Origin of the sequence: Pseudarthrobacter polychromogenes (genome assembly GCF_014644495.1) — a bacterium.
Taxonomy (GTDB): domain Bacteria; phylum Actinomycetota; class Actinomycetes; order Actinomycetales; family Micrococcaceae; genus Arthrobacter; species Arthrobacter polychromogenes.
In genome coordinates, this window is sequence record NZ_BMKU01000013.1 from 66,356 (window position 1) to 93,024 (window position 26,669).

The 26,669-nt window shown below is 65.6% G+C and carries 24 protein-coding genes; 10 read left to right on the top strand and 14 right to left on the bottom strand.

Annotated elements, in window-relative coordinates; genetic code table 11:
- Nucleotides 1-76 precede the first annotated feature (76 nt).
- The 3 genes from IEX43_RS17325 to IEX43_RS17335 all read left to right on the top strand — a co-directional run bounded on the left by IEX43_RS17325 (nt 77) and on the right by IEX43_RS17335 (nt 1,409).
- Nucleotides 77-502, top strand: coding sequence for an Hsp20/alpha crystallin family protein (locus IEX43_RS17325; protein WP_188813055.1), 426 nt, complete (start codon nt 77-79; stop codon nt 500-502).
- Between the two features lie 110 nt (nt 503-612).
- Nucleotides 613-936 carry a J domain-containing protein gene (locus tag IEX43_RS17330; protein ID WP_188813001.1) on the top strand — a complete coding sequence of 108 codons (324 nt, stop codon included), beginning with the start codon at nt 613-615 and terminating at the stop codon, nt 934-936.
- A 95-nt stretch (nt 937-1,031) separates the two neighbouring features.
- Nucleotides 1,032-1,409 (top strand): hypothetical protein, encoded by a 378-nt coding sequence (locus IEX43_RS17335; RefSeq protein WP_188813056.1) that lies wholly within the window; start codon nt 1,032-1,034, stop codon nt 1,407-1,409.
- 28 nt (nt 1,410-1,437) lie between these two features.
- On the opposite strand, the gene IEX43_RS17340 is transcribed toward IEX43_RS17335, so the two are convergent.
- Nucleotides 1,438-2,847 carry an AAA family ATPase gene (locus IEX43_RS17340; protein WP_188813003.1) on the bottom strand — a complete coding sequence of 470 codons (1,410 nt, stop codon included), beginning with the start codon at nt 2,845-2,847 and terminating at the stop codon, nt 1,438-1,440.
- Between the two features lie 147 nt (nt 2,848-2,994).
- Between IEX43_RS17340 and IEX43_RS17345 the strand changes: the two genes are divergently transcribed.
- Nucleotides 2,995-4,572 carry a glycoside hydrolase family 1 protein gene (locus IEX43_RS17345; RefSeq protein WP_188813005.1) on the top strand — a complete coding sequence of 526 codons (1,578 nt, stop codon included), beginning with the start codon at nt 2,995-2,997 and terminating at the stop codon, nt 4,570-4,572.
- On the opposite strand, the gene IEX43_RS17350 is transcribed toward IEX43_RS17345, so the two are convergent.
- Together IEX43_RS17350 and IEX43_RS17355 are read right to left on the bottom strand one after the other, a co-directional pair.
- Nucleotides 4,569-5,669, bottom strand: a complete 1,101-nt coding sequence (locus IEX43_RS17350; RefSeq protein WP_188813007.1) for an App1 family protein — start codon at nt 5,667-5,669, stop codon at nt 4,569-4,571. The genes IEX43_RS17345 and IEX43_RS17350 overlap by 4 nt on opposite strands.
- A gap of 65 nt (nt 5,670-5,734) precedes the next feature.
- The gene (locus IEX43_RS17355) at nt 5,735-6,466 is read right to left on the bottom strand and encodes a DUF72 domain-containing protein (RefSeq protein WP_188813009.1); all 732 of its coding nucleotides are present in this window, start codon (nt 6,464-6,466) and stop codon (nt 5,735-5,737) included.
- A 61-nt stretch (nt 6,467-6,527) separates the two neighbouring features.
- On the opposite strand from IEX43_RS17355, the gene IEX43_RS17360 reads away from it, so the two are divergent.
- The 3 genes from IEX43_RS17360 (at nt 6,528) to IEX43_RS17370 (ending at nt 9,457) form a co-directional block, all read left to right on the top strand.
- Nucleotides 6,528-8,336, top strand: coding sequence for a glycoside hydrolase family 15 protein (locus IEX43_RS17360; RefSeq protein ID WP_188813058.1), 1,809 nt, complete (start codon nt 6,528-6,530; stop codon nt 8,334-8,336).
- A gap of 111 nt (nt 8,337-8,447) precedes the next feature.
- On the top strand, nt 8,448-8,738 hold the full coding sequence (locus tag IEX43_RS17365; RefSeq protein ID WP_104189536.1) for a hypothetical protein: 291 nt from the start codon (nt 8,448-8,450) through the stop codon (nt 8,736-8,738).
- A complete protein-coding gene (locus IEX43_RS17370; RefSeq protein WP_188813011.1) occupies nt 8,738-9,457 on the top strand; it encodes an HAD family hydrolase in 720 nt (239 codons plus the stop codon). The genes IEX43_RS17365 and IEX43_RS17370 overlap by 1 nt, the downstream gene beginning before the upstream one ends.
- Nucleotides 9,458-9,467: 10 nt before the next feature.
- On the opposite strand, the gene IEX43_RS17375 is transcribed toward IEX43_RS17370, so the two are convergent.
- On the bottom strand, nt 9,468-9,716 hold the full coding sequence (locus IEX43_RS17375; protein WP_188813013.1) for a hypothetical protein: 249 nt from the start codon (nt 9,714-9,716) through the stop codon (nt 9,468-9,470).
- 169 nt (nt 9,717-9,885) lie between these two features.
- Between IEX43_RS17375 and IEX43_RS17380 the strand changes: the two genes are divergently transcribed.
- Entirely contained in the window at nt 9,886-11,067 is a 1,182-nt protein-coding gene (locus tag IEX43_RS17380; RefSeq protein WP_188813015.1) for a zinc-dependent alcohol dehydrogenase, read from the top strand.
- A gap of 29 nt (nt 11,068-11,096) precedes the next feature.
- Here IEX43_RS17380 and IEX43_RS17385 read toward each other — a convergent pair whose 3' ends face one another.
- The 5 genes from IEX43_RS17385 to IEX43_RS17405 all read right to left on the bottom strand — a co-directional run bounded on the left by IEX43_RS17385 (nt 11,097) and on the right by IEX43_RS17405 (nt 17,536).
- On the bottom strand, nt 11,097-12,242 hold the full coding sequence (locus tag IEX43_RS17385; RefSeq protein WP_188813017.1) for a serine hydrolase domain-containing protein: 1,146 nt from the start codon (nt 12,240-12,242) through the stop codon (nt 11,097-11,099).
- A gap of 96 nt (nt 12,243-12,338) precedes the next feature.
- On the bottom strand, nt 12,339-13,151 hold the full coding sequence (locus IEX43_RS17390; protein ID WP_188731673.1) for a bifunctional allantoicase/(S)-ureidoglycine aminohydrolase: 813 nt from the start codon (nt 13,149-13,151) through the stop codon (nt 12,339-12,341).
- 16 nt (nt 13,152-13,167) lie between these two features.
- A complete protein-coding gene (locus IEX43_RS17395; protein ID WP_188813019.1) occupies nt 13,168-14,445 on the bottom strand; it encodes a DUF6986 family protein in 1,278 nt (425 codons plus the stop codon).
- A 3-nt stretch (nt 14,446-14,448) separates the two neighbouring features.
- Nucleotides 14,449-16,047: a malate synthase A gene (gene aceB / locus IEX43_RS17400; protein ID WP_188813021.1), complete on the bottom strand. Its 1,599-nt coding sequence runs from the start codon at nt 16,045-16,047 to the stop codon at nt 14,449-14,451.
- Between the two features lie 37 nt (nt 16,048-16,084).
- Nucleotides 16,085-17,536 (bottom strand): NAD-dependent malic enzyme, encoded by a 1,452-nt coding sequence (locus tag IEX43_RS17405; protein ID WP_188813023.1) that lies wholly within the window; start codon nt 17,534-17,536, stop codon nt 16,085-16,087.
- Nucleotides 17,537-17,756: 220 nt separating this feature from the next.
- Between IEX43_RS17405 and IEX43_RS17410 the strand changes: the two genes are divergently transcribed.
- Nucleotides 17,757-18,512, top strand: coding sequence for an IclR family transcriptional regulator (locus IEX43_RS17410; RefSeq protein WP_188813025.1), 756 nt, complete (start codon nt 17,757-17,759; stop codon nt 18,510-18,512).
- Between the two features lie 152 nt (nt 18,513-18,664).
- Here IEX43_RS17410 and IEX43_RS17415 read toward each other — a convergent pair whose 3' ends face one another.
- Entirely contained in the window at nt 18,665-20,176 is a 1,512-nt protein-coding gene (locus tag IEX43_RS17415; RefSeq protein ID WP_188813027.1) for a nucleobase:cation symporter-2 family protein, read from the bottom strand.
- Nucleotides 20,177-20,359: 183 nt separating this feature from the next.
- Entirely contained in the window at nt 20,360-21,268 is a 909-nt protein-coding gene (gene pucL / locus IEX43_RS17420; RefSeq protein WP_188813029.1) for a factor-independent urate hydroxylase, read from the bottom strand.
- Between the two features lie 380 nt (nt 21,269-21,648).
- On the opposite strand from pucL, the gene IEX43_RS17425 reads away from it, so the two are divergent.
- The gene (locus IEX43_RS17425) at nt 21,649-21,828 is read left to right on the top strand and encodes a hypothetical protein (protein WP_188813031.1); all 180 of its coding nucleotides are present in this window, start codon (nt 21,649-21,651) and stop codon (nt 21,826-21,828) included.
- Here the strand turns inward: IEX43_RS17425 and xdhC are convergent.
- Genes xdhC through IEX43_RS17440 form a run of 3 tightly spaced genes read right to left on the bottom strand, consistent with a single transcriptional unit; the run spans nt 21,820 to nt 26,517 of the window.
- Entirely contained in the window at nt 21,820-22,629 is an 810-nt protein-coding gene (xdhC, locus tag IEX43_RS17430; protein WP_188813032.1) for a xanthine dehydrogenase accessory protein XdhC, read from the bottom strand. The genes IEX43_RS17425 and xdhC overlap by 9 nt on opposite strands.
- A 1-nt stretch (nt 22,630) precedes the next feature.
- Nucleotides 22,631-25,024 carry a xanthine dehydrogenase molybdopterin binding subunit gene (xdhB, locus tag IEX43_RS17435; RefSeq protein ID WP_188813033.1) on the bottom strand — a complete coding sequence of 798 codons (2,394 nt, stop codon included), beginning with the start codon at nt 25,022-25,024 and terminating at the stop codon, nt 22,631-22,633.
- Nucleotides 25,021-26,517: a xanthine dehydrogenase small subunit gene (locus tag IEX43_RS17440; protein WP_188813034.1), complete on the bottom strand. Its 1,497-nt coding sequence runs from the start codon at nt 26,515-26,517 to the stop codon at nt 25,021-25,023. The genes xdhB and IEX43_RS17440 overlap by 4 nt, the downstream gene beginning before the upstream one ends.
- Nucleotides 26,518-26,669 lie beyond the last annotated feature (152 nt).

Genomic DNA, 26,669 nt, shown 5'->3' on the forward strand with positions numbered 1-26,669 from the left:
TATCCATCACCATAGATTAAGAACAGTGGATATTGGCACAGGTGAACACCTACTGAAGCTGAAGGAGTGGGAAATGATGTTAATGCGCACGGACCCGTTCCGTGAGCTGGACCGGCTCACGCAGCAGGTCTTTGGAACCGCCGCCCGGCCGGCTGCCATGCCCATGGACGCCTGGCAGGAAAATGGCGAGTTTGTGGTGGCCTTCGACCTGCCCGGCGTGAAGATGGATTCCCTGGACCTGAACGTTGAGCGCAACGTCCTCACCGTCAGGGCGGAGCGCAAGGACCCCACCCAGCCCAGCGTGGAACTGGTGGCCTCCGAACGTCCCCGCGGCGTCTTCAGCCGGCAGCTGATCCTCGGTGACACGCTGGACACTGACAACATCAAGGCCAGCTACGACCAGGGCGTCCTGACCCTGCGGATACCGGTGGCTGAAAAGGCGAAGCCGCGCAGGATCGAGATCCAGACCCAGGAGAGCGAGAAGCGCCAGATCGGAACCTAGCCACAGCCGGCCGGCGCGGGGAACCACTTCACGGTTGCCCGCGCCCGGCATTCTTTTCTGGCCGGCGTCCGCGCCCAGATGCGGACGCCGGCGGAGCGGAAAAGGCCACCATGACATCAAGCCCCGACTACTACGACACCCTGCGGGTCCAGCCGCACGCCACTCAACAGGAAATTTCGCGCGCCTACCGGGCCCTGATGCGCAGCCATCACCCGGATGTCGACGGCGGTACCTCCCCGGAAGGTGAGCTTCTGATGATCATGCAGGCCTACAACGTCCTCCGGGATCCTGGGCGGCGCGCCGCCTATGACAAGCAAAGGGCCGCAGCTGCCGGACAGCCCGTTCCCGTCCGGAAGGTCCGCAGCCCCGGCGGTTCCCCGGACCCCATCATCAGGATCACGCCGGTGCGGTGGGAAAGCGGGCCCTGGGCCTGACAGCGGTCCTGGCACCGGTCCTGGCAATGCGTCCCGCGGGGAACGGAACGGGAGATGGAACACAACAACAACACCGCGAGGAGGCGGAGAACCGGATGAGCGACTGGCGCCGATACGATTCACACCTGATTCCGGCATTCCACGAGCGCTTTGAACAGCGCTGGGGTGCCGGAACTGCTCCCTTCCTGGACCCTGAAGCGCATGAGCAGCCGCTGCCCCGTGCGCAATGGATCAACCCCGCCACGGGCGCAGCCCTTGCCGTTGTGCCGGTATGGACTACGGATGAGAAGCAGCAGCGGTCCTTTGGCGTGTTCTACCTTCCGCCCGGAGGCGACATCTGGGTGCTGCGGCCCGGCTATACGGGCTACCTGGAACCTGCTGAGGGGGAAACCGAGCACCTGGCGACGCTCCGGAACGACGCCTTCCGGAAAGCGGTGGCCCACGCCAAGGAGTTCCTGTTCGGCTCCCAGTAACTTCAGAGGCGGACCGGCAGTCCACGGGTTACTGCTGGCCGTGGCTTTGCGCCGGCACCGTTCCGGCAGCGCTTCCGAGCAGGCTGCGGGTCAGGGACTCGGTGTCCGCCATTAGCTCGTCCACTGCGGCATACAGGTGGGCGTCAGCCACGGCCTCATCCGCTGCGGCAGCGGTCAACACCGCGCGCCGGACCAGCTCACGTGCGAAGGACGCCGTGGTGCCGGCGGTCCGTTCCGCGGCAGACTGCAGGGCCTGCGGACTGAAGGCCGCATGCCTGCTGTAAAGCCGAAGAAGGCCAGTGCGTTCGGCGAGTGCGGGGAGGGGAATTTCCACGGCCAGGTCCACGCGGCCGGGACGCTGGGCCAGTGCCCGTTCAAGTAGGTCCGGCCGGTTTGTGGTGAGCACAAAGGCGACGTCCGCGTCCTCGTCCAGGCCGTCCATGGCATCCAGTACCTCGAACAGCAGCGGCTGGGGGCCGTGGCCAAAGCTGCGGTCCTCCGCAATGAGGTCGCAGTCCTCCAGGACGACCATGGAGGGCTGCAGTGCCCTGGCTATCCGGGCCGCCTCGGAAATACGGGCGAGGGAACCGCCGGAGAGCAGGATCGCCGTGGTGCCCCCGCCCTGGCCCAAGAGGTAACGGACGGTGTGGGTTTTACCCGTTCCAGGCGGCCCGTAGAGCAGGACGCCGCGCTTGAGGTGCTGTCCATGCTCCCTGAGTGACTGCCGGTGGCTGGCAATACCGACCACATGGCCGGCCACCTTCTGCAGCAGCCCGGACGGAAGGACCACCTCCTGTTCCTTGAGCCGGGGCCTATGGTGAAAGGTCACCCCGCCGCTGCTGGGTCCGTACTCTCCCATGGTCAATGAAATGACCTGCCCCTGGAGGACGCTCTGGCTGTCCATCCGCCGGCGGTACTCCGCCAGGAACGCGGCGCCGGTTTCTGCGGTTCCAGCCACCAGTTCAAGTGCCGCGGACTGCCTCCCGGCGCGCGGATCCGCGGCCCGCTGCAGGACCGCAAGGCTGCCGCCGTCGTACGAAAAAAGCCGCAACCCAAATGCCACGGCCTGGCGTTGCGTGTCAGGGCCAACTGCCATGTTCACGAAGTCCGGCTGGGCGAGCGGAAACTGGGGGAAAAGCTGTGACTGCTGCACCATGTCGCTGAGGGATGCATGGTGGCGCTGGCCTCCGCCGCCGATGCCCACGAGCCTGCCCTGGGGATCCGTGGCTGCGAGTTCAGCCAGGACGATGTCCGCATCCACAAACCGGTGGGGCGGAATCTGTTCTTCCACCACGGCGAGTTTTTCGGCCGGCAGCCCCAGGTGCTCCGTCAGCGCCTCAAGCAGTTGCGTACCCGCCGTTGCCTTGTGGTTGCCAGCCTGTGCCAGCTGCACAAGTGCAGCGAAATCGTCGATGAACTTCCCCAGTTTTTCATCCATCCACAGACCCTAGCAGGACCCACCGGCATGCCATCCGGCCTGCCGGGCTGCCGGGAGACCAGCCGGGAACCGCCGTGCTCGTCAGGCGCCCACAGCTGTGCGATCCTGTTACGTACTTACAAACGCTCCGTTACAAAAGGCCCGCAGATGCACATCACCGCCAAAGAACTCGCTGCCCTTATCCCGTCCGGATTTACGCTGGGCGTGGCCACGGCAGCCTTCCAAATTGAGGGCGCGCTTGATGAGGACGGGCGGGGCCCCGCGGGCTGGGATGTCTTCGCGGCCAAGGATGGCGCCATCGTGGAAAACCACAGCCCCGTCGTCGCCACGGACCACTACCACCGCATGCCCCAGGACGTTGCGCTCATGAAGCAGCTCGGCGTGGACTCCTATCGGTTCTCCTTCGCGTGGCCGCGCATCCAGCCGACCGGGCGCGGGTCGGCCAACCGCGCCGGCCTGGCCTTCTACGACAGGCTCCTGGACGAACTGCTGGCCAACGGCATTTCCCCCATGGCCACCATCTACCACTGGGACACCCCCCTGACGCTGGACGACGCCGGCGGCTGGATGAACCGGGACACCGCCTACCGCCTGGGCGAATACGCTGCCATCCTGGCGGAGGAATTCGGCGACAGGGTGGCGCGCTGGGTGACCATCAACGAACCTGCCACGGTCAGCACCAACGGCTACACGCTCGGCCTGCACTCACCCGGCAAGGAACTGATGATGGGGGCGTTCCCGACTGTGCACCACCAGCTGCTGGGGCACGGCCTCGCCGTCGAGGCCCTGCGCGCCGCCAAGGTTCCTGGGGAGATCGGCATGACCAACGTCTACTCACCCATGGTGCCCAATTCCATCAACCCGCTGGACAGGATCAGTGCCGGGCTGATGGACCTGGCCCAGAACCGGCTGTACGCAGACCCGGTGCTGACCGGAAAATACCCGGACCTGATCCGGGCGGCCAAGTTCTTCAGCTCCTTCGAACACCCGGACGAGGACATGGAACTTATTTCCCAGCCGCTGGACTTCTACGGGCTCAACTACTACATGCCCACCAAAGTGGCGGTAGGGCCGGGCGGGGGAGCAGTGCCCGCCAGCATGGCCGAAGCCATGGGCAGCGACCTGAGCGCGGCCGGCAACGGCGGAACACCGTTCCACGTGGAAACCTGGCCCGAGGCGGACATTACTTCCTACGGCTGGCCGGTGAAGCCCGAGTACATGGCCGTGGCCCTGAAGGAGATGGGCGAACGCTACCCCAACCTTCCGCCGGTCATCCTCACCGAGGGCGGTGCCAGCTTCGAGGACATCATCGTCCGGGACAAGTCCACCAATACCAAGTTCATTCCGGATGAGCGGCGGCTCAAGTACCTCTCGGACCATCTGGAGGCCGCCCTGAAGGCTACTGCCCCGGGCGGGGAGGCTGCATCGGTTGACCTTCGGGGCTACTACGTGTGGTCGCTCCTGGACAACTTCGAATGGTCCGCCGGGTACAACCAGCCCTTTGGCCTCCTGCACGTGGACTTCGAAACACTGGAACGGACGCCAAAAGCTTCCTACTTCTGGTTCCAGGAACTCATCGAGGAGCGTGACCTGGCCGCCGCGGCAGGCACTGCGATCGCAGAGGCCATGGTGGGTGGCGCCATGGACGTCGAGGTCCTTGGCGCAGGGGCGTTGGGCAGTGAGATGCCCGACGACGACGTTCCCGCCGTGGGTGCCAGCGCCTAGAGCAGGTCCAGGGCCGTGAGCTGTTTGGCGATGCCGGCGCCGTCCGGGGAGTAGATCCACGGAACCTGGGACGCGGTATGGTCCCCGTCCTCGGAGTGGCCGCCGGCGAATACCGATTCACTGACGGACAGTTGGCGGATGGCGATCGCTGCTACCTTGTCCGGGTGCTCCTGCGAGAAGCCGGAGTAGATGGCTTCGTCATGCTGGCCGTTGTCTCCGATCAGGAGCCACTGCATGTCCGGGAATTCCTTGGCGAGGCGCTTCAGGTTCCGGTGCTTGTGGTCCTGGCCGCTGCGGAACCACCGGTCCTGCGTAAGGCCCCAATCCGTCAGCAGCAGCGCCCCGGACGGATACATGTTGCGGGTCAGGAAGCGTGCCAGCGTGGGTGCTGCGTTCCACGGGCCGGTGGAAAGGTAGATTACTGGCGCGTCCGGATGTTCCACCGTGAGCCGGTCCAGCAGGACAGCCATGCCGGGTGTTGCCATACGGGCCCGCTCGCTCAGCACGAAGGTGTTCCACAGTGCCAGGAACGGCCGGGGCAGGGCCGTCACCATGACGGTGTCATCAATATCGGACACAATCCCGAACTTCACGTCCGGTGCGATGACCCTAATCCTGGCCTCGACGGGCTCGGTGCCCTCGGCGCGCAGGACCGCGGTGTGCCAGCCGGGCTCCAGCTGGACGCTGACTTCCGTGTCGATCAGCCCGCCCCTGTCCGCCCGGACGTGGGTGACAACATCGCCGATGGTGATTTCGACGTCGGTGAACTGCAGGGGAACGCTCGTGAAGGCCCGCCAGCCGCGCACATTCTGGTTGCCGTTCTGCGCTGCGTGCTCTGCCTTGCTCCCCGGCATGGGCTTCTGCGTCAGCAGGACGCGTCCCAGGACGCGCACCAGGCTGGTTGATCCATAGCCCTGGTAGGCAATGGTCTGCGGCACGAACTTCCAGCGTTTGGCCAGCTGGATGCGCACACCGTTGACGCCGTCGGAAATCCGGTGGGCAAGCTTGAACACCGTGTTGCCGGAGAGCTGTGACTTCCCGTCCGGGTCAGGTGCTGTAGCTGCGTTCTGTGGCGGGGTCTGGGGGGCCGTGTCCATGGAACCACTCTGCCACAGGCTGAACCACGCGTAGCTACCCTGGACCTTGCCGTTCTTCCGTGACGTCACCCTTCCCCAAGGATCCAGCGCAGGGTCTCAGCGTTGCGCACGGCGTGGCCGCCGCCGTCGTTATTGAAATAGGCATAGACGTCCAGGCCGCTGCCGGACCACTCCCGGATCCGGTCTGCCCACCAGTGCAGGTCGGCGTCCGAGTAGGAGCCGGCGTAGAGGTGCTGGTGGTCGGGCCCGTGCAGCCGCACGTACGTGAACGGGGCAGTCGTGCGCAGGATGCAGGGAAGGTTGGCGCCGCTCATGATGCAGTAGGCGGCCTGGTGCCGCTCCAGCAGTGCGTAGACGTCGTCGCAGTCCCAGCTGGGGTGCCGGAACTCCACAGCCACCCGGATCCATTCCGGGATCCTGGCCAGGAAATACTCCAGCCGGGCGTCGTCGCGTTCCATGCCGGGCGGCAGCTGGACCAGGAGGACTGCCCGCTTGTCGCCGAGCTCGTGCCAGCACCGCTCAATCCGTTCCACCCACACCTCCGGCTGGTACAGCTTCCGGGCGTGGGTCAGTCCGCGGGGAGCCTTGACCGACATTCCGAAGCCATCAGGCAAACGCCGGTTCCAGCCGGCAAACGTGGTGTCCCGGGGCCACCGGTAGAAGCTGGCATTGAGCTCGACGGTGCCGAACCGGGCAACGTAATGCTTGAGCCGGTCCTTCGCCGGGAGCCCGGGCGGATAGAGGACGTTCTCCCAATGGTCGTAACTCCAGCCGGAGGTGCCGATGTGGACTGCCATGACTGCAGGCTACATCGAATCGTACCCATCACCGCGGGGCGGACTGTGGCAGGGTAAGGACATGGCGCGCATCGAGGATTATGCAGTTGTTGGCGACCTTCAAACGGGGGCCTTGATCAGCAAGGAAGGCTCCATCGATTGGCTGTGCCTGCCACGGTTCGATTCCCCGGCATGCTTCAATTCCCTGCTGGACACCCCTGAATCGGGGCGCTGGCTCCTCGCACCCGAGGGCGGCGGACCGTGCACGCGCCGGAGCTACCGGGACGGCACCCTGGTGCTGGAGACGGAGTGGGAAACGCCTGAGGGAACGGTGCGCGTCATTGATTTCATGCCGCCACGAGACTCCGTGGCGGACATCGTCCGCATTGTTGTGGGCGTCAGCGGGAGCGTGCGGATGCACAGCGAGCTGGTGCTCCGCTTTGACTACGGCCACATTATTCCCTGGGTCCGCAAGGACAACCTGGGCATGCACGCCATCGCCGGCCCGGACGCCGTCTACCTGGTGACACCGGCGCCCCTCCACGGCGAGAACATGCACACCATCAGTGACTTCGCCGTCAGCGCCGGGGAGCGCGTCCCGTTCGTCCTCACGTGGGCGCCAAGCCACGTGGGCCGGCCGCACAGCGTGGACGCTGAAGAAGTCCTTGGCACCACCTCGGCCTTCTGGCGCGGCTGGGCATCCCAATGCACCGTCAAAGGGAAGTACCAGGACGCCGTGGTTCGCTCCCTGGTGACCCTGAAAGCGCTGACGTACGCCCCCACCGGCGGCATCGTGGCGGCCGTGACCACGTCCTTGCCCGAGCAACTGGGCGGTCCGCGCAACTGGGACTACCGGTACTGCTGGCTGCGGGACGCCACCATGACGCTGCAGGCCCTCATGGCAGCCGGCTACACGGCCGAAGCGGCGGCCTGGCGGGACTGGCTCCTCCGCGCGGTGGCCGGCGACCCCGCCGACCTGCAGATCATGTACGGCATCCACGGCGAGCGCCGCCTGCCGGAGATGGAGCTGCCGTGGCTGAAGGGCTATGAAAATTCGTCCCCGGTGCGCATCGGCAACGGGGCAGCCGAGCAGCTGCAGCTCGACGTGTGGGGCGAGGTGCTGGACTGCCTCGCCCTGACCCGGAATTCGCTGCTGACGCATCCGGATGAATCATGGGACGTCCAGCTTTCCCTGATGGAGCACCTCGAGAAAATCTGGGACCAGCCGGACAACGGGCTGTGGGAGATGCGCGGGCCCCGCCGCCATTTCACGCACTCCAAAGTGATGGCCTGGGTAGCCGCGGACCGGATGGTCAAGGGCGTCCGCGAGTCCGGGCTGCCGGGGCCGGTGGACCGCTGGGAGCGGCTGCGGGACACCATCCACCGGGACGTTATGGCCAACGGGTTTGACGCCGACCGCAACACGTTTGTCCAGGCCTATGGCCGGCCGGAACTCGATGCCAGCCTCCTCCTGATCCCGCGCGTCGGCTTCCTGCCCCCGGACGATCCGCGGGTCATCGGCACCATCGATGCCATCCAGCGCGAACTTACCGAGGACGGGTTCGTGCTGCGTTACCGCCCCGAAGAGAGCGACGACGGCCTGCCGGGGGACGAGGGCGTCTTCCTTGCCTGCTCCTTCTGGCTGGTGGAGGCGCTCCTGGGGGCGGGCCGGCACGAGGAATCCCGGGAGCTCTTCGAACGGCTGCTGGAACTGCGGAACGACGTGGGGCTGCTGAGTGAGGAATGGGCCGTGAAGGCGGGCCGGCAGCTGGGCAACACCCCGCAGGCCTTCAGCCACTTTGCGCTTGTGACTAGCGCCCTGGAGCTGCATCAGGATACGGTTCGGCGAAGTGACACCCCCATTCCGCCGGAGACGGCGGGACCGTGCTGAGGCGGCGCGGCCAGGGGTGGCTTCTCCTTCGCAGAACAGATAAGTATACTTACTAACACCTCAGTGCTCCTGACAAAGCACAACGCGGTGACTGATGGAGGAGTGATACGAATGGCCGGGTATTTTGAGCTTGTGGATGCGCCTGACGGCGGTTACAGGGTGCGGATGCTGGATGGAGCCGGGAGCCTCATGGCCATCTCGGTCACCTTTCCCACAAAAAGGGCCGCTGTTGCCGGCGTGGCGATGGCGCGGGAAATTGCAGGGACAGGGCTGATCCGGGACAAGAGCCACGACGGCGCAGGAACGGTCCTTCGGGAACGCGTCCGCCCCGTAAGTTCTGCCAAGGAAGAGGCGGCCCGCCAGAAGAAGGCGCCGGCTGCAAAGCGGGCAGCGGTCAGCTGATGGCACCCCTCAGCCCTGTACCCCCTGGCGGACGACGCCGGGGGGTTCTTTTTGACGTTGACGGCACCCTGATCGACTCGTCCTATATCCATACGGTCGCCTGGTGGGGAGCCTTCCGGCAGCAGGGCTACGACATCCCGATGGCCACCATCCACCACCATGTGGGCATGGGCGGGGACCGCCTGGTGGACAGCCTTCTGCCCGAAGGGCGCGACCGGTCCCTCGATCCGGAGATCCTGGCCAGCCACGGGGCGCTGTACGCGTCCCACTGGCCGTCCCTCCGGGCCTTTGACGGGGCCAAGGACCTGCTGGGCCAGTGCCATAGCGGAGGACTGGCCGTGGCGCTCGCCTCCTCGGCGCGCAGGAAAGACCTGGATGTGATGAAGTCCATCCTGGATGCCGACGCCTTCATCGACGGCGCAACCAGCGCCAATGACGCAAAAAACAGCAAGCCCGCCCCGGACATCCTTGTGGCCGCTCTGGAGGCCATTGACGTCCAGGCCGCAGACGCCGTCTATATCGGCGACGCCGTGTGGGACATGATGGCCGCGGCAGCCCTGGGAATCCCGGCGATTGCCGTGACATGCGGGGGAATCAATGCCGGTGAACTCCGGGATGCAGGCGCCGTGGAGGTCTACGAAGGGCCGCGGGACCTCCTGCGGAACCTGCCCTTAAGCGCCCTTAGCCCGCTGCTCACCAGGACAGAAGGACCGTACTGAGGCGCCCGGCTCAGACCGCTTGCCCGCCGGTGACGGCGTCCTCGTCGCCTGCGTTCGCAGGCTTGTTCCACACCACGGCCACCTTGACGGACCCGTCGTCGTTCCGCTCAATGTCCGTGCTCACTTCCGCTATGTTGGCGCCCATCTCCATGATCCGGGCGTGGTACGTGCCAACGAGCGCCTCCAGGCTCTCCTCCGTCCACTCGCCGGGCCGCATGCGGGTGGAGATCTCGACCGGTTCCGGCTGGTAGAGCGTCATGGCGTTCCTCTTTCACGCGTTTCCTGGGATCTGGCCCTTCCTACGCTAGAAGCCCAGGGCCACAAGGACAAGAGTTTAGTCAGCTTGCTTACTTTTTTCTGCCGGAGCCGATACCGTCGAGTGATGGGCTCTGGCCCGGACTAAAGGCAACACCACCGGAAGGCGAATCGTGAAAGCTCTGACCTGGCAAGGAAAACGCTCGGTAAGCGTGGAAGAAGTACCTGATCCCGTAATCCAGGAACCCACCGACGCCATTGTCCGCATCACCTCCACGGCCATCTGCGGCTCGGACCTGCACCTGTACGAGGTCCTGGGGCCGTACATGCATAAAGGCGACGTGATCGGCCACGAACCGATGGGCATCGTGGAAGAGGTGGGAAGCGCCGTCACCAACCTGCGCAAGGGCGACCGCGTGGTGATCCCCTTCAACATTTCCTGCGGCAACTGTTATATGTGCAGCCAGGGCCTGCAGTCGCAGTGCGAAACCACCCAGGTCAAGAGCAAGGGTTCAGGCGCAGCCCTCTTCGGTTACTCCGAGCTTTACGGGTCCGTTCCCGGCGGCCAGGCCGAGTACCTGCGCGTGCCGCACGCCGATTACGGCCCGGTGAAAGTGGGAACAGAGCTCCCGGACGAGCGGTACCTGTTCCTCTCGGACATCCTCCCCACAGCCTGGCAGGCAGTGGAATACGCGGACACCCCGGCCGGCGGCACCCTTGCCGTGTTCGGGCTGGGCCCGGTAGGCCAGTTTGCCAGCCGGATCGGTGTGCAGCGGGGGCTCCGCGTCATTGGCGTGGACCCGGTCCCCGAACGCCGCGCGATGGCGGAGCGGCACGGCGTGGAAACCCTCGATTACGGCAAGGGCGTGGCGGACCAGCTGCGGGAGATGACAGCCGGAAGGGGCCCGGACGCGGTGGTGGACGCCGTCGGAATGGAGGCCCACGGTTCCCCTGTAGCGGGCTTCGCCCACCAGGCCCTCGGGCTCCTGCCTGACAAGCTTGCGCAGAAGGCGATGGAGACCGCCGGGGTGGACCGCCTCGCCGCGCTCCACACGTCCATCGACGCCGTCCGGCGCGGCGGCACGCTTTCCCTGAGCGGCGTCTACGGCGGCCAGGCCAGCCCAATGCCCCTGCTGACCATGTTTGACAAGCAGATCCAGGTCAGGATGGGGCAGTGCAACGTGCGCCGCTGGACTGACGACCTCCTGCCCCTGGTAGAGGACGACGCCGATCCGCTCGGTGTAATGGACCTGGTCACCCACCGCTCGGGGCTGGAAGGCGCGCCCGCCCTGTACGAAAAGTTCCAGAAGAAAGAGGACGGCTGCATCAAGGTGGTCCTCAACCCGGGAGCCTGACCCTCCAGCAGAAAGCCTGCAGGAAGCCCTCAGCACAGGCTGTTGAGGGCTTCCTGTGCCACGTCCTGCATCTCATGGATCAGGGGGTTGGCCTCAAGGGTGGGCGGTGCCGGAGGGTAGGCGAGGGAGATCGCCAGCTGGCTCCTGCCGTCCTCGCTGGTCATGGCGATCATTCCATAGCCGTCGGTATCACCGGGCAGGCCGTAGTAAAAGCGGTTGTTGCAGGTGTTGTTCCAGCGCCGCAGGGCAAAGCCGTAGTACTGCGAGTAGCCGCCCTTCATGGCCGTCACGCTGTCCGGGGGCAGCAGCCTGCCCTGCAGCAGTGCGGCGTAGAACGTGTTCACTTCCTCCACCGTGGACACAGCCCCGGTGGAGGGCGACTCCGCCTGCCAGGCCGGCATGCTGGCATCCGTGCGCCTGCCTTCCAGCGTGACGTATCCGTGGACCATGCCGTTGGGCGGGGGACCGCCCAGCCGGGTGGACTCCAGGCGCAGGGGGCGGGCGATGTCCTCAGCCAGGACCTCGTCGATCCCCTGGCCGCGGAGCCGCTCAACGATCAGGGCGAGCGCCGCGTAGTTCGAACGGGAATAGTCGAAGATCCGTGCCAGCCGGCCGTCCCACGGTTCGGTGGCCGCCAGGGCCAGCTGCTGTTCGAGGCTGAGCGGCCGGTTCATCGTTTCTGCCCAGCTTCCGGACGCCAGCAGGGGGACCGAAAAGTCGGGGATCCCTGATTCGTGGGTCAGGAGCTGCCGGACGCTCACGGGGCCGGGTGGATGGAGGACGCTGCCGAACTCGGGCAGGTAGCGGCTCGCCTGGCTGTCCAGGTCCAGGCGGCCCTCTGCTGCAAGTTTCATCACTGAGACTGCGATGAGGGATTCGGTGATGCCGCCCACGCGGACGGGGTCGGACACCGTGGCGGGCTCGGCCGAGTCCAAGCTCCGCACCCCGGCGGCATGGGTCCAGGTGCGGGTTCCGGTCCTGACGGCGATCAGGACGGCAGGGGCGCCCTCGGCCAGCATCCGGGCGCTGAAAGCTTCCAGCAGCGCAAAGGCTGCGGGCGGCTCTGGCTCCGGTGGATCGGGTTCGCCGATGCAGCCGGCAGAGGATCCCGCCAGCAGGACCACGCACAGGGCTGCCGCAGTGCGCTTCCACCCGCGGAGCCGGATTGTGCCCATGACACCAATTTTCCCCCAACCAGGTCGCGCTAAGTGTCGTTTTGGAGCTCCAAAACGACACTTGGCGCTACCCAGTTGGGTGGAGGGGGAAGCAGGTCAGGTGAGGCGCACCTGCCGGTTCATGTCCTTGTACAGCAGGTAGCGGAACTCACCCGGGCCGCCCGCGTAGCAGGCCTGCGGGCAGAAGGCGCGCAGCCACATGAAGTCGCCGGCCTCCACCTCCACCCAGTCGTTGTTCAGCAGGTACATGGCCTTGCCCTCAAGGACGTAGAGGCCGTGCTCCATGACGTGGGTTTCGGGGAACGGGATGACGCCGCCGGGCTGGAACGTCACGATGTTCACCTGCATGTCGTGGGCCAGGTCGCTGGAGTCCGTGAAGCGGGTGGTCTTCCAGGCGCCGTCGGTGTCCGGCATCGCCGTCGGCTCCACGTCCTTTTCGTTGGTGACGAAGGACTTGGCCTCGTAGCCCTCAAGGCGCTCGTAGGCCTTGCGGATCCAGTGGAAGGACACGACGTCGCTGGAGACGTTCTCCAGGCCCCACTCCGAACCGGCAGCCAGGTAGGCGTAGCCGCCTTCCTCCAGCTGGTGCAGTTCACCGTCGAGGGTGAGGCTGACCCTGCCGCGGGTCACGAAGATGACGCCTTCCACACCGGCCTCGAATTCGGCCTTGGGGGCGCCGCCGCCCGGGCCGATCTCCACGATGAGCTGCGAGAACGTTGTGGCAAAGCCGGAGATGGGGCGGGCGATGATCCAGGACCGGGTGTTCGAGAAACCGGGCAGGTTGGAGGTGACGATGTCCGTCATGACGCCCTTCGGGATCACCGTGTACGCCTCGGTGACGATGGCGCGCTCGGTGGTCAGATGGGTCTGCGGCGGCAGTCCGCCGGTGGGGGAATAGTACTTGCCCATGAAAAGGGATCCTTACCTAGGAGTTGGACGTGGTGGCGAGCCGCGGGTGCGCCAGTGCAGTGAGCTGCGGAATTCCGACGCCGGCGAGCGCCTGGACTTCATCGGCTCCGACGGCGCCGCACTGGACGCCGCGGAGGACGAATGCGGCCAGGGCGCGGGCCGTGGCGGGTTCATCCATGACGCCACCCTCGGTCCGCTCCACATAGTTGCGCAGGCGGGCCGCGGCGGCAGGAAGACCCTGCCGGTAGAAGGCATAGGTGGCGGCGAACCGGCTGGGCAGCTGGGCCGGGTGCAGGTCCCAGCCCTGGTAAAAGCCGCGCTCCAGCGAACGGCGAACCAGCCGGCCGTGCAGCTGCCACGCATTCTCTACGTTGTCGCCTACGGGAATGATGTTGGTGGACCCGTCAGAGAGCCGGATACCAGTGCCGGCGACGGCCAGCTGCATGACTTCCTTGGCGAAATCGGCCACCGGGTGCTCCATGGACTGGTACTCGGCAGAGATCTGCAGGGAGGCGGAATAGTCGTAGGTTCCGTAGTGCAGGCCGCTGATCCGGCCGGGGACGGCGTGCGGCAGCTGCGCCACCGGAGAGGTGCCGTCCGGACCCAGGATGAGCTGCGGGGTTTCCACCTGGACCTCGAAGCGGAGCCGGCCGGCGGGGAGCGAGTGGACCTCTTCCAGCCGGGACACGGCATAATCCATGGCCTGGACCTGGGCCACGGTGGTGACCTTGGGCAGGGTCAGGACCAGGCCCTCGGGAAGTTCGCCGGCCGCTGCGAGCCCGGAGACAAAGAGGTCCAGCGTCCGGAGCCCCCGGGCCCTCGTGGGCGCCTCGAAGCACTTGAACCGGATGCCGATGAACGGGGGAGCGGACCCGGCCGCGACGGAGGCGGCCACCGCAGATGCTGCGGCAACCGCGGCGGCGTCCTCGGCGTCGTCGCCCCTGTCCCCGAACCCGTCCTCGAAATCGAGCCGCAGGTCCTCGACCGGCTCAGTGTTCAGCTTGGCTTCCACTCGGGCCGCGACGGCCTCAGCCAGCGCGTTGTCCTGGCCCAGCAGCGTGCCCAGGCGTACCAGCCCGCCGTGGCCGGCCGCCGTGGCCAGCGCCTGCGCGCCCCAGTCAGCAGCGAACGACGGCGTAAACCGGTCCGCGGGGACGTACACGGTGTGGACGGGCTGGCGGGAGCCGTCGTCGCCCGGGTAGTTCCGCTCAAGCAGGCGGTCCGTCGCGGCGAGCTGCCCGTCGATGTTCACCAGGTCGCCTACGGACAAGGACGGCTTGGGTGTTTCCGCCATGCCTCAGCCCACCAGTTCGTAGGCCGGGGTGGTGAGGAAGTCTGTGTAGTCCTCCGAGAGGCAGATGCCGGCGATCAGTTCGCTGGCAGGCTGGTAGTAGCGGCGGAAGGCTTCGTCGCCGAATTCCGTGCGCAGCCGCTCGGTTTCCTCGGCCAGGATCCGCTCCACCAGCTCGCGGGTCACGGTGTTGCCCGTGTCCGCCAGGACGGACTTGTTGCGGATCTGCTGCCATACCTGCGAGCGGGAGATTTCTGCCGTGGCGGCATCCTCCATGAGGTTATGGATGGCAACCGCCCCGTTTCCGGAGAGCCATACCGCCGTGTAGGCAATGGCCACATAGAGGTTGAGGCGCAGGCCGGACTCCGTCACCTGGCCTTCGGCGGACGCCACGTCCAGCAGCTGTTCCGCGGTCACTGAAACCTCCGGGCGCTGCTTGTCCAGCTGGTTCGGCTTGTCACCCAGCACCGAATCGAATACCTCGCGGCAGGTGGGGACCAGGTCCGGGTGGGCAACCCAGGAGCCGTCGAAGCCGTCGTTGGCCTCACGCGTCTTGTCCGCGCGGACCTTGGCGAAGGCAGCCTCGGTCACCTCAGGGTGGCGGCGGTTGGGGATGACGGCGGCCATGCCGCCCATGGCGAAGGCCCCGCGCTTGTGGCAGGTCTTGACCAGCAGCTCGGTGTAGGCGCGCATGAATGGAGCCGTCATGGCCACCGAGGCGCGGTCCGGCAGCACGAACTCCTCGCCGGCATCGCGGAAGTACTTGATAATGCTGAACAGGTAGTCCCAGCGGCCGGCGTTCAGGCCCGCGGCGTGGTCCCGCAGTTCATAGAGAATCTCGTCCATTTCGAACGCGGCCGGGATGGTCTCGATCAGGACGGTGGCGCGGACGGTCCCCTGGCCCAGGCCCAGGTAATCCTGCGCGAAGACGAAGACGTCGTTCCACAGCCGCGCCTCGAGGTGGCTCTCCATCTTGGGCAGGTAGTAGTACGGCCCCTGGCCGTTCTCCACCAGCTGCTTCGCAACGTGGAAGAAGTGCAGGCCAAAGTCCACCAGGGCACCCACGCCCGGTTCGCCGTCGAGCAGCAGGTGCTTCTCCGGCATGTGCCAGCCGCGGGGGCGGGCCACCACGACGGCGAGCGGCGCGTCCGTGCGGAGCCTGTACTCCTTGCCTTCCTCTGAGGTGTAGCTGAGGGTGCCGCGGGCGGCATCGCGGAGGTTGAGTATGGCGTCGATGACGTTGGCCCAGGTGGGTGTGCTGGCGTCCTCGAGGTCAGCCAGCCACACCTTGGCACCCGAGTTCAGCGCGTTGATGGCCATCTTTGCCGGCGAGGCCGGCCCGGTCATCTCGACCCGGCGGTCCTGCAGCGCTGCCGGTGCGGGCGCAACCTTCCAGTCGCCGTCGCGCACGTCCATGGTTTCCGGTAGGAAGTCCAGCCTGCCGGTCTCCGCCACGCGCTGGCGCTTCACGGCACGCGCCGCCAGGAGCTCGTTACGGGTGCCGGCAAAACGCTGGTGGAGCTCCTCGACGAACGCCAGCGCCTCCGGGGTGAGGATCTCCTCCGCGCGGTCGATGGGCCGGGGGTCTGTGACAGTGATGGCCATTTCTGGTCCTTTCCTTGTGCTGAAGTCAGGCGGTGAATCAGGCGCGGGCCAGGGCGGCTTCAGGCTGCACGGCCCTGGCTGCCGGTTCCGCCGCATGTGCCGCGTCGGCATTGCGGGCGGCCGCGGCCACGGCTGCAGCCACGTCAGCGGCAACATGGGGATCGAAGACGCTGGGGATAATGTAGCTGGCATTGAGCTCGTCGTCAGCAACCCGGTTGGCGATCGCCTCCGCGGCGGCCACCAGCATCTCGGGCGTGATGTCCGAGGCTCCCGCGTCCAGCAGGCCGCGGAAGAAGCCGGGGAATGCCAGGACGTTGTTGATCTGGTTGGGGAAGTCGCTGCGGCCGGTTGCCACTACGGCGGCGTGCTTGGCAGCGATAACGGGGTCGATTTCCGGCGTCGGGTTGGCCATGGCGAACACGATGGCGTCCTTGGCCATGGAGGCCACCTGCTCCTCGCCGATCACGTGGGGAGCGCTGACGCCGATGAAGACGTCCGCTCCCTTGAGGGCCTCATGCAGCGTGCCGGAGAAACCCTCCTGGTTGGTGTTCGCGGCGATCCAGCTGCGGTGCTCGTCCCCGTACTCCTGGCCCGAGTGGATGGCCCCGGAGCGGCCGGCGGCGACGATGTGCTGTGCGCCCTGGGCTTTGAGGAGCTGGATGATGGCGGAACCGGCAGCGCCGACGCCCGAAACAACGATTTTGACCTCGGAGAGCTTCTTGCCCACGACGCGCAGGGCGTTGACCAGGGCGGCGAGCGTCACGATGGCGGTGCCGTGCTGGTCATCGTGGAACACGGGAATGTCCAGTTCCTCGCGGAGCCTGTTCTCGATTTCGAAGCAGCGCGGGGCCGCGATGTCCTCAAGGTTGATGCCGCCGTAGACGGGCGCCATGGCTTTGGCGATCATGATGATTTCTTCGGTGTCCTGGGTGTCCAGGCAGACCGGCCAGGCGTCAACGTTGGCGAACTGCTTGAACAGGGCGGCCTTGCCTTCCATCACGGGAAGGGCAGCGGCGGGGCCGATGTTGCCCAGGCCAAGAACGGCCGAACCGTCGGTGAGTACGGCGATGGTGTTGCGCTTGACGGTCAGGTTGCGGGCAGCTGCGGGATCCTCGGCGATGGCAAGGCACACGCGTGCGACGCCGGGAGTGTAGGCCCGGGAGAGATCGTCGCGGTTGCGCAGGGCTACCTTGGGGACGACCTCCAGCTTGCCGCCGAGGTGCATCAGGAAGGTGCGGTCCGAAACATGCTGGACCGTGACGCCGTCGAGCGCATTGAGGGAGTCCTTGACGCGCGCGGCGTGGGCGTCGTCGGTGGTGTTGCAGGTGACGTCCACCACGAGTGTCTCGTGGTGGGACTCCGTGACGTCCAGGGCGGTAATGGCGGCGCCGGCCGCTCCTACTGCGGCGGCAAGCTCGCTGGTGGCGCTGAAGCTGGACGGAGCTTCCACGCGCAGGGTGATCGAGTTTCCGGGGCTGGGGTTCGCCATTGAATGTCCTCCTGTTGGGCCCTGTCCGGGCTTCTTCGAAATCCGAATGTTTTCGTATTATGGATATTATTATCTACAAGATGGAATTACAAGCCCTTGGTGGCTATCCGGGGTAAGAGCATCGCGGGTGCAGATGCCGTGCTGTATCTTGGGTGTTCTAAGCAGCTCTTTCACGATGCGGATAAGAGTTGTCGGATTCCGAGCCGTAGGAGACAACGGAATGGCAGAAAAAGCCTCAGGCGGCGTGCAGTCGGTGGAGCGCGTTTTTGAGCTGCTGGAGCTCATCACGGACGCCGGCGGCGACGTGACGCTCAGTGAGCTCTCCTCATCAACCGACCTGCCCCTGCCCACCATCCACCGCCTGTTGCGCACCCTGGTGTCGCTGGGCTACATCCGCCAGCTGCCCAACCGGCGCTACGCCCTGGGCCCGCGGCTCATCCGGCTGGGTGAAGGAGCCAACAAGCAGCTTGGCGCCGTGGCACGGCCGCAGCTGAAAACCCTCGTGGACCGGCTCGGGGAGACGTCCAACATGGCCGTGCTCGACTCGGACATGGTCATCTATGTGGCGCAGGTGCCCTCGCTCCACGCCATGCGCATGTTCACCGAGGTGGGCCGGCGTGCCCATACCCATGCCACCGGCGTCGGCAAGGCCATCCTGGCCCAGCTGGACGACGACGTGGTCCGCGGCATCGTCACCCGCGCCGGGATGCCCACCCCCACGCCCAAGAGCATCGGGGACGTTGACGACCTCCTGGCCGACCTCAAGCTCATTCGGGAACGCGGCTACTCCATCGACGAGGAGGAGCAGGAACTGGGCGTCCGCTGCTTCGCGATGGCTGTGCCCAACGCCCCCACGCCCACCGCTATTTCGGTTTCCGGCCCCGTGTCCCGTGTGGACGAGCACTTCGCCGACAAGGCGGTGCCCGTCCTCCGTGAGGCTGCCGAAGCCATCTCCCTGGAGATGAACCGCACCTGACCCAGGAGTTTTTGTCCAGATATGCAGACTTAAAGGCCCGTTTGCCCTGCAGATGTGGACAAAATCTCCGCCCTGACGACGGCGGCGGCCCGCCCTTTCCGGGACGGGCCGCCGCCGCTTTCTCATGCCGTGTTCCTGCTGCTCCGGCGTTCCTAGTGGTCCGATGCCTTTTCGGATGACTGGACCGGAACTTCCTTGCCGTCGCAGTCGATGAGCTTGCCGCCTTCGAAGCGGTCGCCGTCGGCCAGGCACTTGAGGTCCTCCTCCCGGACCACCCGTCCGGTGCCGGCCACGAATACAGACTGGTTTTCGGAGTTGCCCGCCTGAAGGTGGTTGAACAACAGGTTCAGCAGAATGGCCATGACGGCGGCCGAGCTGATGCCGGAGTGGAAGATGGTGCTGAACCAGGACGGAAACTGGTCATAGAAGGTGGGCGCGGCGATGGGGATCATGCCAAAACCGATGGACGCCGCCACGATGATGAGGTTCATGTTGTTCTTGTACTCCACCTTGGCGAGCGTCCGGATGCCGCTGGCGGCCACCGTGCCGAACAGGACAATTCCTGCTCCGCCCAGAACCGCGGTGGGGACTGCTGCGACAACCCGGCCCATGACGGGCAGCAAACCCAGGATCACCAGAATGACGCCGCCGGCGGCTACAACGTAGCGGCTCTTGATTTTGGTGACAGCCACCAGGCCGACGTTTTGTGCGAACGCGCTTTGGGTGAACGAGCCGAAGATCGGGGCGATCAGGCTGGATCCCATATCGGCCCGGAGTCCTGCGGCGATCCGCTTCGAATCGACTTTGGTCCCGACGATTTCACCGACTGCCAGTATGTCTGCCATTGTCTCCGTGAGGATGACCAGCACCACGATCACCATGGAGATGATGGCGGCGATTTCGAAGGTGGGTGCGCCGAGATGGAACGGGGTGGGGAAGGCCGCGATGGGTCCTTGACCCACCTTGGAGAAGTCCGCCATGCCGGTAACGACGGCGATGACGGTGCCGCCCACCATGGCGAGGAGGATGGACAGGCGGGAAATGGTGGCGCTGCCCACCTTGCTCAGGAGAAGCACCAGGACCAGCGTGACGGCGGCGAGGCCGATGTTTGCCATACTGCCGTAATTCTCTGCATTCCGGTTGCCGCCCATGGCCCAGTTGGCGGCGACGGGCATCAGCGTAAGGCCGATGGTGGTGATGACCGTGCCGGTCACTACCGGCGGGAAAAACCGCACGATCTTGGAAAAGACCGGGGCGATCAGCAGGCCGATGGCCGCCGATACGATGACCGCGCCGAAGACGGCCGGCAATCCTCCGCCGCCGCTGACGATGGCCACCATGGTGGCGACACTGGCGAAGGACACACCCTGCACCAGGGGAAGCTGGGAGCCAAAGAACGGAACTCCGATGGTCTGCAGCAGGGTGGCCAGACCGCCCATGAAGAGCGCCGCGGCAATGAGGATGCCGATGTCGGCAGGGGAGAGGCCGGCGGCCTGGCCCACAATCAGGGGGACGGCGATGATGCCGCCGTACATGGTGAGTACGTGCTGGAAGCCGTAGGCAAAGCTGCTCCCAATGGAAAGGCGTTCGTCCTCCGGCCGGTGGGAGGCAGGGCGCTTGCCGTGCTTCTTGGCGTCGGCTTTGAGGGTGTTCTTGATGTTCATGGCAGACTTTCTGGTTCATGGCAGACGTCATCGTCTGGCTAACGTTGTCTGGCTAACGGTGGTGCTGAAAGACGTTCGGTGCGGGTCCGGAGTTTTTGTCCACGTCTGCGGACTTCAGGTGCTCAGAAGCCGTCTTATCTGGACAAAAACTCCGGACCGGATGGAGTTAGTGGTGCTGCGGGCCTAGCAGAAGCCGGCGATGCCGGACCAGGCGATGTCCGCCGGGGCGGCGTCCTCGCGCTGGACGGTGGCCTCGATCAGGCCGTACGGCCGGTCCGCCGCGTAGAAGACCTCGTTGGGGTTGTCGAGGCCAAACGGGGAGAGGTCCACGAGGAAGTGGTGCTTGTTAGGCATCGAGAACTTGATCTCGTCGATCTCGCTGTGGGCTTCCAGGACCTTGGTGCCCATGTCGAAGAGGGTCTGCTGAAGGGCGTGGGAGTACTTCTCCGTGAAGCCTTCCAGCAGGAGGGCTTTGACGTCGTCGTAGCCCTTGTTGAAATCGATGGTGCTGAAGTCGGTGCCGGTCTTGAAGCGCCAGCGCGCAGAGACGTCGGTGGCCAGGATCCGGTCCGTTGTTTCCGCGAGGGTGGTGTACTTGTCCTTGGGGTAGCCGGCGAAGCCGGACTGGGTGGACTTGAGGACGGTAAGGTCCTTGAGGCCGGAAATCAGGTGTTCCGTGGCGCCATCCCGGACCAGGACGGCCGTGCGGACTTCCTGGCCGTTGCGCACGAAGGAGTGGTCGTGCTCGGCGCCGTGTGCCTGGATCCGGTTCCAGCTGTAGGACTCGGCTTCCCAGCGTCCACCGGTAACCCAGTCAAAGCTGGACGTGAAGTGCTCGCCGAGGCGCAGCAGGAAGGCTTCCGGCGAACCGACACCTTCACGGGCAAAGGCGTAGACGGTGTTCTTCTGGGTGTCGGTGGGCACCACGTGGGCGTTGTCGCCTGCGAGGTGGGCGGCCGCGAAGTCGCCGCGGAGCTGCGAGGTGACGTTCAAGTCTTCGATTTCGTGGCGGTCCGTGTCGCGGGTGATTTTGACGACCCGGACTTCGGCCTTTCCGAACTGGTTGTGGCCGAGGATGATGTTGCTGCTCATGGTCAGATTCCCAACTTCAGGTATGTGGGACCACGGTCCCGCATAGAAATTAAGCGCGCGTTTCCCGCACGTTTCTTGTACCGTCGGCCCACAAAAAAGAGCCGACATCGATTGATGTCAGCTCATTACGACCCTGCCTGCTGCTCCCAGGTTACGTGACTCGCGCCACGAATTGACATTCAGCGTAGCTCAGTCCTGCGGTGGTGTACATCACAAATCTAAAAATTGGTTTGTGACTGGGGTGGTGCGGGGCCGGCCGTGGCCGGGGAGGTGCGCCCCTTGACCCTGCTCATCGCGAAGCTTACTCTTTCCATATAACAATATTTATTTTCCGCACTGCGGAATCGTGAAACACCTACTGCAAACGGAAGGAGGACGAGATGGAACTGCAGGATACAAAACCCGTGGCCGAGTTTCCGGCTCCCGGCCAGGAGCTGTACCACCCGTATGGCGGCACTGACCCGGACTTTTACATCCCGGCCGATTGCGACCGGCCCGCCGGCGGTTTCTCGCGCTGGTTGCGTGCGCTCCCGGTTTTCGGACGACAGAACTCACTGTGAGGGCTGGGCGGACGGCAGGCTGCCGAGCAGGGCCGCCGCGGCGCTCACCGCAATAACCGCGGGCGCCTTTCCCCTCACGTCCGGCAGTCCTATTGGGCACTGGATCCGGTCAATCTCCGGGTCCGCAAACCCTTCCGCTGCCAGCTTCTGCCGGAACCGCAGCCACTTGGCACGCGAACCAATCAGCCCGATGCTCCCGAGGTCGCCGCGGCGCAGGGCGGCGTGGCAGAGAAGAAAATCCTCGGAGTGGTCGTGACTCATGATGAAGACGTGCGTGCCGCGTGGCAGGTCGCCAAGGAACGAGTCCGGGACAGGGGTGTGCACCGCCCGGACGTCGGCAACACCCGAAGCCACGTCACGCAGCCGTGCAGGATCAAGTTGTTCGCCTCGGCTGTCCACCAGATACAGGGTCATGGGCAGGCGCGAAAGGATGCGCCCGAGCTCGTACCCAACATGCCCGACGCCGAAAATTGCCACCACGGGAAGGGACAGGAAGGGTTCAAGCAGCACCCGTACCTTCCCGCCGCAGCACTGCCGCCCGTGCTCCGTGGTTGCGTGCTCATTCAGCGCGAACTCGGCGTTGTGGGGTACGGAGGTGCCCTTGGCCATCATGTCCCGGGCCTGGTCCACCACCGTCGCCTCGAGATTGCCGCCGCCGATGCTGCCCCACGTTGACTCTGTGCCCACCACCATTTTGGCGCCGGCCTCCCGCGGCGCGTGGCCGCGGACTTCGGTAACCGTCGCCAGGACACCAGGTAACCCTGCTGACCTCAGGTGCTGCAGGGCTTCGAGCCAGTCCATGTCACAGCGCTGACGTTGGGACCGGCGGGCGGACTGTGTCGCGCTCCTGGTCGTTGGAGGAAGGTGAGGACGCCCTGACCCGTTCAAGGGCCCAAAACACCGCTTCCGGTGTTGCCGGGCTGGCCAGTTCCACGGCGGTGCCGCCGGAACCGAAGGCCGCCACGGCTTCCCGCAACGCCTCGCGCACGCTGATGGCCAGCATAAGCGGCGGCTCTCCTACAGCCTTCGAGCCGTAGACGACACCGCTTTCTGTGGCCCGTTCAAACAGGTGGACGTTGAACTGCTCCGGCATTTCGGAGAAGCTCGGCAGCTTGTAGGTGCTGGCCGACTGGGTTGTCAGGCGTCCCCGCCCTTCGCCGTCGGACACGTCCCACCGCAGGTCCTCAAGGGTCAGCCAGCCGGCACCCTGGACGAAACCGCCTTCAATCTGCCCGATGTCGATCAACGGCGAAAGGCTGTCGCCGACGTCGTGCACTATGTCGGCACGCAGCTGCCGGTAAGCGCCCGTGAAGCGGTCCACCTCCACCTCCGTGACCGCTGCGCCGTAACTGAAGTACTTGAATGGCTCACCCTGCATGCGGGCGCTGTCCCAGTGCAGTCCCTCTGTCCGGTAGTACCCCGCCGCCCAGAGCGGGACCCGCTGGAAGTACGCGTCGCGAGCTACCTCGGCGAAACTGAGGTGGCGGTCATGGAACCCGATCCCGGTCACCTTGCCGTCGTCGAAGCGCACATCGTCCGGGTGGATGTTGAGCTTCCGGGCAGCTACCTCTGCGAGCCGGGAACTGATCTGCTCGCAGGCGTTCTTGACCGCCCCGCCGTTGAGGTCAGCGCCGGAACTGGCGGCAGTCGCGGACGTGTTCGGTACCTTGTCCGTCCGTGTCGGCGCCAACCTGATGAATGAAAGGGGCACGCCCAGCGCCGTCGCTGCAACCTGGCGCATCTTGGTGTGCAGGCCCTGGCCCATCTCGGTGCCCCCGTGGTTGATGAGCACCGATCCGTCCTTATACACGTGGACAAGCGCGCCGGCCTGGTTGAAGGCTGTGAGGTTGAAGGAGATGCCAAACTTCACGGGCGTCATCGCGATGGCCCGTTTGATGTTCGGGTGGGCGGCGTTGAATTCCGCGATGTCAGCGCGCCGCTGCGCCACGTCTGCTCGGTCCAGGAGCGACTGCCAGATTGCAGTGAGCCTTTCGGCGTGGCGCACGGGCTGCCCGTACGGGGTGCTCTGTCCAGGTTCGTAGAAGTTGCGGGACCGCAGCTCAGCCGGGTCAATGCCCAGCAGCGGTGCGCACCGGCCCAGGAGGTCCTCGATCACCAGCATCCCCTGGGGTCCGCCAAAGCCGCGAAACGCTGTCTGCGATGTCTTGTTGGTCTTGGCTACCCGGCCGTGCACTTCAATGTTGGGGATGTAGTACGCGTTGTCGATGTGGCACATTGCCCTTGCCAGGACGGGCTCGGAGAGGTCCAGGCTCCAGCCGCCGTCGCTCGTAAGGGTGGCCTTGAGCGCCTGGAGGCGGCCGTCGTCGTCGAATCCTGCTTCCCAGCGTGCATGGAACGGATGGCGCTTGCCGGTCAAGGTGATGTCCTGGGCCCGGTTGAGGCGGACGCGCACGGGGCGTCCGGTCAGGCTTGCACCTAGGGCTGCGATGGCAGCGAAGCCGTGCGGCTGCATCTCCTTGCCGCCAAAACCCCCGCCCATCCGGAGGCACTGCACTGTCACTTCGTGGTTGGCGAGTCCCAGGACGTGCGCCACGATTTCCTGCGTCTCGGACGGGTGCTGCGTGCTGGACTGCACAAACACCTGCCCGCCTTCATCGATGTACGCGAAGGACGCCTGCGTCTCAAGGTAGAAGTGCTCCTGGCCGCCGAATTCAAACTCGCCGCTGAACCGGTGGGCCGCGTTTATTAAGGCGGAGTCCGGTTCGCCGCGCGCAACTGTCGGCTGGTTCCCTTGGAAGCTCCCTGCCGCCATTGCATCAGTGAGCGTCAGGAGCGAAGGCAGCGGCTGGTACTCGACCTCCATGGCCTCCGCACCCAGCCGTGCCGCTTCCAATGATTCGCCCAGCACCCAGCACACGGCATGGCCATGGAACATGACCTCGCTGGGAAAGAGCGGCTCGTCATGCTTCACGCCGGCGTCGTTGACGCCGGGAACGTCCGACGCCGTCAGTACCTTGACTACGCCAGGAACCTTGAGTGCGGGCCTGGTGTCCATGCCGATTATCAGGGCATGGGCGTGCGGTGCCTGGACAGGCCAGGCGTGCAGGACATTCCGGGAACGGACAAGGAGGTCGTCAGTGTAGAGGGCTGTTCCGGTCACGTGTGCGGAGGCGCTCTCGTGGGAAACAGGGACCCCCACCACCGGGTTGACTGGACGGTCTGCCAGGGACTTCACTTGGCTGCCTCCAACGCCGTAGCCTTTTCGGCATGGAACTTGAGGAGTGCCTGCCTCAGCATGGCCTGCCGGTAGAGTGCGCTCGCGCGCATGTCGTCGATCGGGGTTCCCTCGCCGGCCATGACGCCCGCCGCCGTGGCTACAGTGTCCGCGGTCCAGGGCTGGCCCGTCAATGATTCTTCCGTAGCGAAGGCCCGGATCGGCGTGGCTGCCACGCCGCCGAGGCCAATTCGGGCCGAATTTACGACGCCGTCTGCCACCTGCAGCGCGATGGCAGCCGAGACACTTGAGATGTCGTCGAAGCGCCGTTTGGAGATTTTGTAGAACGCGGTGCTTTCGGCCAGTGGCAGCGGGATCCGTACTGCGCGTAGCAGCTCGTGGGGCTTCCTTACGCTCTGCCGGTACCCCGTGTAGTACTCGGACAGCGGGACTTCGCGCTCGCCGTCGAGCGAGCACAGAACAACTGTGGCGTCCATGGCGAGGAGCGCCGGTGCGGAGTCGCCGATCGGTGAGCCCGTAGAAAGGTTCCCGCCCAAGGTGGCTGCGTTGCGGATCAGGCGGGACGCAAATTGGGGAAACAGCTGGGCCAGGAGAGGCAGACGGCCGTCGAGGCCCCGTTCCACCTCGGAAAGGGTGAGGGCTGCGCCGATCTCAACCCGGCCGTCGTCGAACGATAAAGTCCGCAGCTCTTCCAGCCGATCGATGGCAAGGAGCAGGGGCGGACGGGAGTGCCGGAGGTTTACCTCCACGCCGAGGTCGGTTGCCCCTGCCACCAGCTTTGCCTCCGGGCTTTCCTGCATGACCTCCAGGGCTTCACCAAGGGTTTCAGGGCGGAGGAATTGTGCTCCGCCGCCCGTCCTGGTGTGCTTGACGGGCGGGGCAGGCCGGTTCTGCCGGTCCAGCAAGGGGTCTGCGTCCAGGGGATTCCCGAGCGCATAGGCTGCGTCCCTGATGGGGCGGTAGCCGGTGCACCGGCAGAGGTTGCCGCTGAGCGCGTGGAGGTCGAAGCCGTTCGGACCGCATTCGTGATCGGTGGCATGCTGCTCGCCTACCTCGCGGGATCCGGTTTCTTTCCTGCCCTGCCCGGGGCGCCGGTCCGGACGGTAGTACTCAGCCGCCATGGAGCAGATGAACCCCGGTGTGCAGTATCCACACTGGGAACCGCCGCGGTCCGCCATTTCACGCTGGACGGGATGCAGGTCTTCTCCGGAACACGGCCCGGCTGCGGTACCCAGGCCCTCCGCGGTGACGATCTCCTGCCCGTCGAACGCCAGCGCGGGAGGCAGGCACGAGTTCAGGGATGTCCAGCGGCTCCCCTCGGGTCCGTCCGGCCTGGCCACCAGGACGGCACATGCCCCGCACTCGCCCTCCGCGCAGCCTTCCTTAGCCCCTGTGAGGCCTTCCGCCCGAAGCCAGTCAAGGAGCCTCGTGTGCGGGCTGGTCCTGCTGCAGTCCTGGGCCTGCCCGTTGACGAATATCTCTATTCCGTCCATGTTTCACGCTCCCCATACGAACCGGACCGACGCGCCTAAAACCAAACCCTGGTGACGGGAAATGTATCCCAGCGCTGCCAGAATGTCGGCTGTTCAATGTGATTAAGCTTACCTTTCTGTGTGGAAGCGATTTTCCAGAATCCGGATGGTTC

What these genes read in the sequence shown, in the direction of transcription:
- IEX43_RS17325 (WP_188813055.1), top strand. Translation starts at nt 77, where the DNA reads ATGTTAATGCGCACGGACCCGTTCCGTGAGCTGGACCGGCTCACGCAG.
- IEX43_RS17330 (WP_188813001.1), top strand. Translation starts at nt 613, where the DNA reads ATGACATCAAGCCCCGACTACTACGACACCCTGCGGGTCCAGCCGCAC.
- IEX43_RS17335 (WP_188813056.1), top strand. Translation starts at nt 1,032, where the DNA reads ATGAGCGACTGGCGCCGATACGATTCACACCTGATTCCGGCATTCCAC.
- IEX43_RS17340 (WP_188813003.1), bottom strand. Translation starts at nt 2,847, where the DNA reads ATGGATGAAAAACTGGGGAAGTTCATCGACGATTTCGCTGCACTTGTG.
- IEX43_RS17345 (WP_188813005.1), top strand. Translation starts at nt 2,995, where the DNA reads ATGCACATCACCGCCAAAGAACTCGCTGCCCTTATCCCGTCCGGATTT.
- IEX43_RS17350 (WP_188813007.1), bottom strand. Translation starts at nt 5,669, where the DNA reads ATGGACACGGCCCCCCAGACCCCGCCACAGAACGCAGCTACAGCACCT.
- IEX43_RS17355 (WP_188813009.1), bottom strand. Translation starts at nt 6,466, where the DNA reads ATGGCAGTCCACATCGGCACCTCCGGCTGGAGTTACGACCATTGGGAG.
- IEX43_RS17360 (WP_188813058.1), top strand. Translation starts at nt 6,528, where the DNA reads ATGGCGCGCATCGAGGATTATGCAGTTGTTGGCGACCTTCAAACGGGG.
- IEX43_RS17365 (WP_104189536.1), top strand. Translation starts at nt 8,448, where the DNA reads ATGGCCGGGTATTTTGAGCTTGTGGATGCGCCTGACGGCGGTTACAGG.
- IEX43_RS17370 (WP_188813011.1), top strand. Translation starts at nt 8,738, where the DNA reads ATGGCACCCCTCAGCCCTGTACCCCCTGGCGGACGACGCCGGGGGGTT.
- IEX43_RS17375 (WP_188813013.1), bottom strand. Translation starts at nt 9,716, where the DNA reads ATGACGCTCTACCAGCCGGAACCGGTCGAGATCTCCACCCGCATGCGG.
- IEX43_RS17385 (WP_188813017.1), bottom strand. Translation starts at nt 12,242, where the DNA reads ATGGGCACAATCCGGCTCCGCGGGTGGAAGCGCACTGCGGCAGCCCTG.
- IEX43_RS17390 (WP_188731673.1), bottom strand. Translation starts at nt 13,151, where the DNA reads ATGGGCAAGTACTATTCCCCCACCGGCGGACTGCCGCCGCAGACCCAT.
- IEX43_RS17395 (WP_188813019.1), bottom strand. Translation starts at nt 14,445, where the DNA reads ATGGCGGAAACACCCAAGCCGTCCTTGTCCGTAGGCGACCTGGTGAAC.
- aceB (WP_188813021.1), bottom strand. Translation starts at nt 16,047, where the DNA reads ATGGCCATCACTGTCACAGACCCCCGGCCCATCGACCGCGCGGAGGAG.
- IEX43_RS17405 (WP_188813023.1), bottom strand. Translation starts at nt 17,536, where the DNA reads ATGGCGAACCCCAGCCCCGGAAACTCGATCACCCTGCGCGTGGAAGCT.
- IEX43_RS17410 (WP_188813025.1), top strand. Translation starts at nt 17,757, where the DNA reads ATGGCAGAAAAAGCCTCAGGCGGCGTGCAGTCGGTGGAGCGCGTTTTT.
- IEX43_RS17415 (WP_188813027.1), bottom strand. Translation starts at nt 20,176, where the DNA reads ATGAACATCAAGAACACCCTCAAAGCCGACGCCAAGAAGCACGGCAAG.
- pucL (WP_188813029.1), bottom strand. Translation starts at nt 21,268, where the DNA reads ATGAGCAGCAACATCATCCTCGGCCACAACCAGTTCGGAAAGGCCGAA.
- IEX43_RS17425 (WP_188813031.1), top strand. Translation starts at nt 21,649, where the DNA reads ATGGAACTGCAGGATACAAAACCCGTGGCCGAGTTTCCGGCTCCCGGC.
- xdhC (WP_188813032.1), bottom strand. Translation starts at nt 22,629, where the DNA reads ATGGACTGGCTCGAAGCCCTGCAGCACCTGAGGTCAGCAGGGTTACCT.
- IEX43_RS17440 (WP_188813034.1), bottom strand. Translation starts at nt 26,517, where the DNA reads ATGGACGGAATAGAGATATTCGTCAACGGGCAGGCCCAGGACTGCAGC.